7 protein-coding genes are annotated in these 6,530 nt (G+C 34.9%); 2 read left to right on the top strand and 5 right to left on the bottom strand.

The genetic code is table 11. The annotated features are described in order from the left end of the window. Positions 1-616 precede the first annotated feature (616 nt). Positions 617-967, top strand: coding sequence for a YuzC family spore coat inner layer protein (locus G8761_RS23240; RefSeq protein WP_166030330.1), 351 nt, complete (start codon positions 617-619; stop codon positions 965-967). Between the two features lie 59 nt (positions 968-1,026). Here the strand turns inward: G8761_RS23240 and G8761_RS23235 are convergent, their stop codons facing one another. Continuing rightward, positions 1,027-1,773 (bottom strand): HAD family hydrolase, encoded by a 747-nt coding sequence (locus tag G8761_RS23235; protein WP_166030329.1) that lies wholly within the window; start codon positions 1,771-1,773, stop codon positions 1,027-1,029. A 150-nt stretch (positions 1,774-1,923) separates the two neighbouring features. Beyond that, the gene (locus G8761_RS23230; RefSeq protein ID WP_166030328.1) at positions 1,924-2,385 is read right to left on the bottom strand and encodes an ATP-binding protein; all 462 of its coding nucleotides are present in this window, start codon (positions 2,383-2,385) and stop codon (positions 1,924-1,926) included. A gap of 50 nt (positions 2,386-2,435) precedes the next feature. Between G8761_RS23230 and G8761_RS23225 the strand changes: the two genes are divergently transcribed. Further along, the gene (locus G8761_RS23225) at positions 2,436-2,633 is read left to right on the top strand and encodes a hypothetical protein (protein WP_166030327.1); all 198 of its coding nucleotides are present in this window, start codon (positions 2,436-2,438) and stop codon (positions 2,631-2,633) included. On the opposite strand, the gene G8761_RS23220 is transcribed toward G8761_RS23225, so the two are convergent. The 3 genes from G8761_RS23220 to G8761_RS23210 all read right to left on the bottom strand — a co-directional run bounded on the left by G8761_RS23220 (position 2,630) and on the right by G8761_RS23210 (position 6,463). Further along, a complete protein-coding gene (locus tag G8761_RS23220; RefSeq protein WP_166030326.1) occupies positions 2,630-3,058 on the bottom strand; it encodes an ASCH domain-containing protein in 429 nt (142 codons plus the stop codon). The genes G8761_RS23225 and G8761_RS23220 overlap by 4 nt on opposite strands. A gap of 10 nt (positions 3,059-3,068) precedes the next feature. Next, positions 3,069-3,896 carry an SPL family radical SAM protein gene (locus G8761_RS23215; protein ID WP_166030325.1) on the bottom strand — a complete coding sequence of 276 codons (828 nt, stop codon included), beginning with the start codon at positions 3,894-3,896 and terminating at the stop codon, positions 3,069-3,071. Positions 3,897-3,976: 80 nt separating this feature from the next. Continuing rightward, entirely contained in the window at positions 3,977-6,463 is a 2,487-nt protein-coding gene (locus tag G8761_RS23210; RefSeq protein WP_166030324.1) for a bifunctional diguanylate cyclase/phosphodiesterase, read from the bottom strand. Positions 6,464-6,530: the final 67 nt, after the last annotated feature.

The following is a 6,530-nucleotide window of genomic DNA, read 5'->3' as shown; positions in this document are numbered from 1 at the left end:
ATAATATGTTGCTAGCTTCGTCAACCCCTTAAAAATAAGAAAGTTAATGAATCAGCGACATTTATTATCTTATCATACCTATTCGTTGGTGTCAACTTCTACGAAAAAGAAAAGAAATTGTTTTTCAACTTCAATTCGTTAACGAAGCAGCTAAATTAGAATACCACCTCAAAACACTCTCTTCAACCTGAAATTTTTCCCAATGAATTTGTATCAATACTTTATTATATAAGATATGAAACGCAGATAGGAAAGGGCAATACCTCTTCATCTGGTATCACCCTTTCCTTTTACAAGTTGTCTTTTGAATTATCATCCGTTATGACACGATCTCCTTTTTGTTCAATTAAATAAGAACCTAATTCCTGCTTTAATTGATCTTCAGATTTTTCTTCATACTTCTTGATAATACCATCCTCCCTTCACAACTTACTACCTCCTTCGTATCTACATTAAAAACAGACACTTACATTTCTTATACCTAATAATAAGAAATTTAAACAAGATAAGGATTTTTATCATCAAGATTTCATTTTATTTAATGTTTTATTTAACCTTGTCACTGTATGAAAAACGTAAGCATAAAAATAAAAGAAGAAGCAAGGAGGTGTTAAGGATGTACTACCATCAATATGTTTATTATCCAAATTACCTTTATCGGTTCCCCCCTCAATACCCGCCTATAAATATCGGCATATTTGAAAGCTCTATCAAAAGTATGCAAAAAATCGCCAGTGAAGCGGTGGTTTTACTTAACAGAATATCTGACCCTGGTTTTGCCCGCCGTATTATGAATGCAGCGCAAACGGGGAATAAAAAGGAAGTTGACCGGTTAATTAACTCGGCGGGAGTTAGTACTCCCATCACTATAAAATATACTCCTAGTGGAATTTTATTAACTCTTGTTTCAGTTGCAAAAGGGGGAAACTGCTGTTCATTAAGCATGCATTTAAAATGGGGGGATTAACCGGTTAATATTAATAGTAAATAAAAAACTGGATTCCGCAGTGGAAACCCAGTCAGTCATCAAACTACATTTTCGTTATATCTGCTATTATGAGTTTTAAAAATTCGTGGCAGATCCAGCAACGAATTCACCGTCAAGAATTCCCCTTTTGGAGCTATATCAATCTTTACGTTGTTATAACTCCATTCAATAGGTGAAGGAATATGAATGGCATTTATGCCATTTTCCAATGCCGGTCTTATATCTGTCTTTAATGAATTTCCAATCATCCAAGTCTTTTTGGGATCCGCCTTTATAGTTTGAAGAACTTGTCTTAAAGCCTCAGAATTTTTATGTTCATAAATAAATACTCGTTTACCAAAGTAAGCCTCCAGTTCTAATTGGACAATCTTACGATTTTGATTAGCTTTGTCTCCGCCTGTATACATAAATAAGTGGTGTCCATCCTGGCGCAAGGTATTCAATACTTCATACATATGAGGAAACGGCTGAACTTCTATCTCAAACACACCTTGCCCAATCCTTCTTAGTTCATCTACTTTGGTTTGTTCAACGGACTGATTATACTTTTCACTAAAATATAGATAAGTCGCAGCAAGGGACTCAGGAAAACGGGAAGAATGAAGTCCGTGTTCTGCAATACTTTTCATATCAATCTCGAGCTGCATTTGTTTAATTTGCTGAATAGTAAGCTCCGGAAACCACTGTTTCATTTGGGCAGCAAATTGATTAATGGTATCTCTAAAATATTTATTGCAGTGTATTAATGTATCATCTAAGTCAAAAATTAATGTAAGTTTCTCCATGTCTAAATATCTCCCTTTGATTTTGTAATCCGTGAGTACATATTAATACCCCTTTTTACGTCTTTTTAATTATGATATAAAAATTTAAGAATTTTAAAATTATTATAAATAAAAATAGACTGTTTACACTGTCTAATAAGAACTTTCGTTTTATATTTTTAATAAAATACTGTTTTCGTGTGATTTATTTAGTTTGTTCTTTGATTGCTTCTTATCATCAAAAATGGGAAAAGAAAGTGTAAACGTTGTCCCCACACCCACTTTACTTGCCAGATGAATAACGCCATTCATTCTTTTTATTATGTTAAAGGTTGTCATCATTCCCAGACCTGTATCTTTATCCCCTTTTGTACTAAAGAAAGGTTTTCCAATTTTCCTGAACTCTTCTTCACTAATTCCGATACCTGTATCAATTATATCAATTATTAATTTATCCATCTGATTATTTAAGCAAATAGTTAGAGTCCCTCCATCTTCCATTGCCTCTATCGCATTTTCGAATAAACAATTTACACTCTTGTCTATTTCTGAAGTTATATTAACAGTCACTGCAACGGAGAGGTTTTTGACGTTTTTTTTAATTTTAACTTGGGTGGAATAACTTAACGGCATATCTTGATATTTTAAACAAAAAATAAAGAAAGAAGATTAGGTGAATGTCTATGGTTTATAAAAAAATGAGTCAATATAAAGTCGCAAAAGGCCCAAAAGCTAAAGAATCTGGTCTTGAAGTAAGCTACGATAGAACAACAGGAAATCAGACAAATGGAAAAAACAGAAAAGTAAGAGAGACCTCCCTGCTTTTGCCTAATATAAAAAAAATGAAAAGGCGGCCTTTCCGCGTAAGGCCGCAAATCTAATTTAAATCATATTCCCATAATCCAAGTTTTCCTTTGGCAGGGATACATTCATTGAGCATCGTCATACCTTTGACCTGCCAGGCATAACAGCCTACACGGTAATCTCCAAGAAAGAAATCATTGTCCGAAACAATCTGGCCATCTTCCAGAACAGCCCATGTTTCATTGTATTCTGTTACCCTTAAACAATTTTCCAGCTCACATGTTGCTATAATTACCCCTGTAGGAAGACTTTCTACAGAGTAACCATGCTTTTTAAGCAAGTGTTGTATGGCTTTATGGGCACAAACTGCTTTATCAATTTTTTTACTTGTATGGATGGCAAGCGGCCCGCGATAATTTGTTCTCCACGTCCTTGTTTCAAACTTAGATTCTCTAAGAACAAAAAGGGTTGCCCAAGGCTGGATCATTGATAAAACCTTCATTGAATTCCTCCTAGTCAGGTTTAAACCCGCTTTTCGATACACCAAGTTCAATCGAAGTGTCTTTAATTTCTTCCTCAATCATTTTTAAAACTACTTTATATGCTGTGGGATTGTACCACTTCTCCAATCCCATATCTTCATATATTTTTCGTATGCCCAGTTTTTCTGTCCTTCTTCCTCCGCTTCCATCTCCCATCCAAAAATCATCAATGGTTATTCGGCCCGCTATCTCTTTCAGCTTTTCAGGAAAATCCTTTGAGCATGGAAGCAAGGGTGCAAGTGTTGCCTGTGTCATAATGCCTGCCTCAGTAATTTCTTTTAAAGACTTCATTCTGGCAGGGATTGGCGGAGCTGATGGTGAGAATGCCTTTCTCACTTCTTCCTTATCCGTTTCAATCGTCATCGATATTCTTATTTTCTCCCCAAATTGCTTAAATAAATCGATATCCCGCTTTACCAGGGGTGATCGTGTTTGAACGTGCAAAAAGTCCGGCATGTCTTCCAGCATGACTTGAAGTAATCTTCTTGTCAGCTTTGTTTTTGCTTCAAGCGGCTGATAGGGATCAGTCGAAGAAGACATAAATATCTTTAATGGCCCCTTTTTCTTCGCCTTTACTATTTCTTTTTTTAATAAGTCAGCAGCATTGGTTTTAATATCAACCCATGTTCCCCACTCTTGTTCTCTAAATAAGGAAATAGGCAGCTGTCTCACATAGCAATATTTACATCCAAATACACATCCGGCATATGGATTTAATGAATGAGAGAAATCATCTATAGCACCACTAGCAGGTGTTAATATGCTTTTTGAAACAATATCTTGCAGCTCCAGCTTCATCCTGATATCCCTCCTATTTTACTATTGCCCTAATTTCCAATGAAAAAAGGCATCTGCAGCACAGATGCACAATTTATATATTAGGATTCCATTGAAAGTGATTTGTTTAATAACCATTCAAAATCATTTAGATTTACAGGTTTACTCATTAGGTACCCCTGCCCTTGGTCACACCCGAATCTCTTCATTAACTCGAATTGTTCAGTGGTCTCGATTCCTTCTGCAACCACATCCATATTCAAGCCATGTGCCAAATCAATGATGGATTTCGTAAGTGCAGCATCCTGTCCATTCATAATAGCACTTTGAATAAAGGATCTGTCAATTTTTATAAAGTCAAAATTAAAGTTCTTTAAGTGTGTTATGGATGAATACCCTGTTCCAAAGTCATCCAATGACAGCTTAATCCCAAGCTCCTTAACAAAATCTACTGTTTTAAGGACTATTTTTTCATTTTTCATGATAGTAGTTTCTGTAATTTCAAACTCTAAGAACTTTGGATTAACTCCTGTTTCTTCTATTATATCGGAAAGTGTAGTTCGCCAGTTATATTTCAAAAAACTTTTCGAAGATAAATTAATCGAGATGGGCACCACACGAAAGCGGTGATGTTCCCAGCTTTTAATAAGCTTGCTTATATTTTTAATAACCCAATTCCCTATATCGATTATTAACCCTGTCTCCTCAGCCAAAGGAATGAAATCACCAGGAAAAATCATTCCCAGTTTAGGATGTTCCCATCGGATTAGTGCTTCAGCACTTACAATTTGATTCGAAGCCATTTCATATCGAGGCTGATAAAAGATTCGAAACTCATTATTAATTAATGCATTTCTAATATCCTGTTCCAGAAGCCATGGCTTTTGTGTTATTAGCTTTTTTGAGGACTGATAAACTTGGAAGTTATCTTTTCCTAATTCCTTTGCCCGGTACAAGGCAGCATCTGCATTTCTGATTAATGTTTCGGGATCCAATCCATCATTAGGGAAAATAGAGATACCGATACTTGATGTAATATAAAGCTCATATTCCTTTATTAAAAATGGCTTTTTAAATAACTCTAAAATCATTGTTCCCCAATCAATCAGATTAGAAGATTCTTTTATGTTTGATAAAATGATGACGAATTCATCTCCAGAAAGCCGCGCTGCAAATTGGTCTTCCTGGAGTAGTATTGTAAGCCTTTCAGCAATGCCTTTTAATACTTCATCTCCAACCAGATGTCCCATGGAATCGTTAATCCTTTTAAAACCATCAATGTCTAAATAAGCAAGCGCAATTTTCTCTCTTTTGGTTTTATTGCTCCCAATAAGTTCAGTTAGTTTTTGTTCAAACAGCCTCTTGTTCGGTAAATCAGTAAGATAATCATGATGGGCAAGATAATGCATTTTTTCTTCCGTTAATTTCTGTTCTGTAATATCAGAAATAATTCCATTTAATTTTATTAACTTTCCTTCATCATCCATCAAAGGAATTGTATAGGATTGCACCCATCTTATCGTTCCATCAGCATGAACAATTCGATATTGCTGATGAAAGGAAAGGCCTTTTTTAAAATCATCCTGCCTGGAATCGTAATGTGGTAAGTCTTCCTCAAAAATGATATTCTCCCAAAGAAAAGATTCCTCAATCATCTCAGCAGTGGTATAACCGCAAATTTTCTCAAATCCCTTTGATAAAAACTCTATTTTTTTCGTTTTTAAATCCTGGGACCAAATACCGACATCAAGATTATTATAGATATTATGGGATTGCTCTTTGTTTTCTTTGAGTTTTTCCTCAGCCAGCTTTCTGTCGGTTATATCATTAACAATACCAAGAATTTTAATTGGGTTATTTTTTTCATCAAAAACAACATCCCCTTTTTCGTATAGGATGCGTTCTTGACCATCGGTCCTTAAAATACGGTACTCAATTTGATAACTTCTATTTTCTTGAAGAGCTCGATTCACGTAGTTTTGTACACGGTTACAATCGTTCGGATGTACAATGTCTAAGAACTTATCAAAATCCGGCGATTGTTCTTCCCCCTGAACCATTCCTAAAATTCGGTAAACCTGCTTAGACCATATAGCTTTTCCAGTAACAATATCTTTTTCCCAGGTTCCAACATTCGCCGCTTCCTGAGCAAAATTAAAACGTGATAAGGTACTATTGATTTCACTCGTGTCCTTAGCAATTCCAAAGACCCCAATTACTTGATCATTTTCTATTATGGGGATGGTATGTATATTAAAATCTATATATCTTCCTTCTTTATGGAGAAGGGAAATATCAGAAATCTGAGGATTTCCTTTAATCGCCTCTTCAAATTTAAGGATAGTTTCTTTAGCGTTAGGTTTATCAATGTAATTAATAAACGAACCTTTTATTTCATCAGGCTGGTACCCCAATTTGTCTACCCTTTTATTAATCGATAAAATATTACCGCGCAGGTCCATTGTAAAAATAATATCAGGATGATGGTCAAATAATATCTTGTAAGCTTTATAATTATACAAATCTATTATTATATCTGTATCAGCGACATTATTTTTCTCAAATTTGCTTTTATTTGAAGGTTCCAAAAAATCATCTCCTTCCTGTTTGAGAAAGTCATATATTTATACTAATAATATTACAATACCGACAAAA

The organism is Neobacillus terrae, from assembly GCF_011393025.1.
Lineage (GTDB): Bacteria > Bacillota > Bacilli > Bacillales > Cytobacillaceae > Neobacillus_A > Neobacillus_A terrae.
Note: the sequence above shows the minus strand (reverse complement) of the source record. Positions and strands in the feature narration are given on the sequence as shown.

What these genes read in the sequence shown, in the direction of transcription:
- G8761_RS23240 (WP_166030330.1), top strand. Translation starts at nt 617, where the DNA reads ATGTACTACCATCAATATGTTTATTATCCAAATTACCTTTATCGGTTC.
- G8761_RS23235 (WP_166030329.1), bottom strand. Translation starts at nt 1,773, where the DNA reads ATGGAGAAACTTACATTAATTTTTGACTTAGATGATACATTAATACAC.
- G8761_RS23230 (WP_166030328.1), bottom strand. Translation starts at nt 2,385, where the DNA reads ATGCCGTTAAGTTATTCCACCCAAGTTAAAATTAAAAAAAACGTCAAA.
- G8761_RS23225 (WP_166030327.1), top strand. Translation starts at nt 2,436, where the DNA reads ATGGTTTATAAAAAAATGAGTCAATATAAAGTCGCAAAAGGCCCAAAA.
- G8761_RS23220 (WP_166030326.1), bottom strand. Translation starts at nt 3,058, where the DNA reads ATGAAGGTTTTATCAATGATCCAGCCTTGGGCAACCCTTTTTGTTCTT.
- G8761_RS23215 (WP_166030325.1), bottom strand. Translation starts at nt 3,896, where the DNA reads ATGAAGCTGGAGCTGCAAGATATTGTTTCAAAAAGCATATTAACACCT.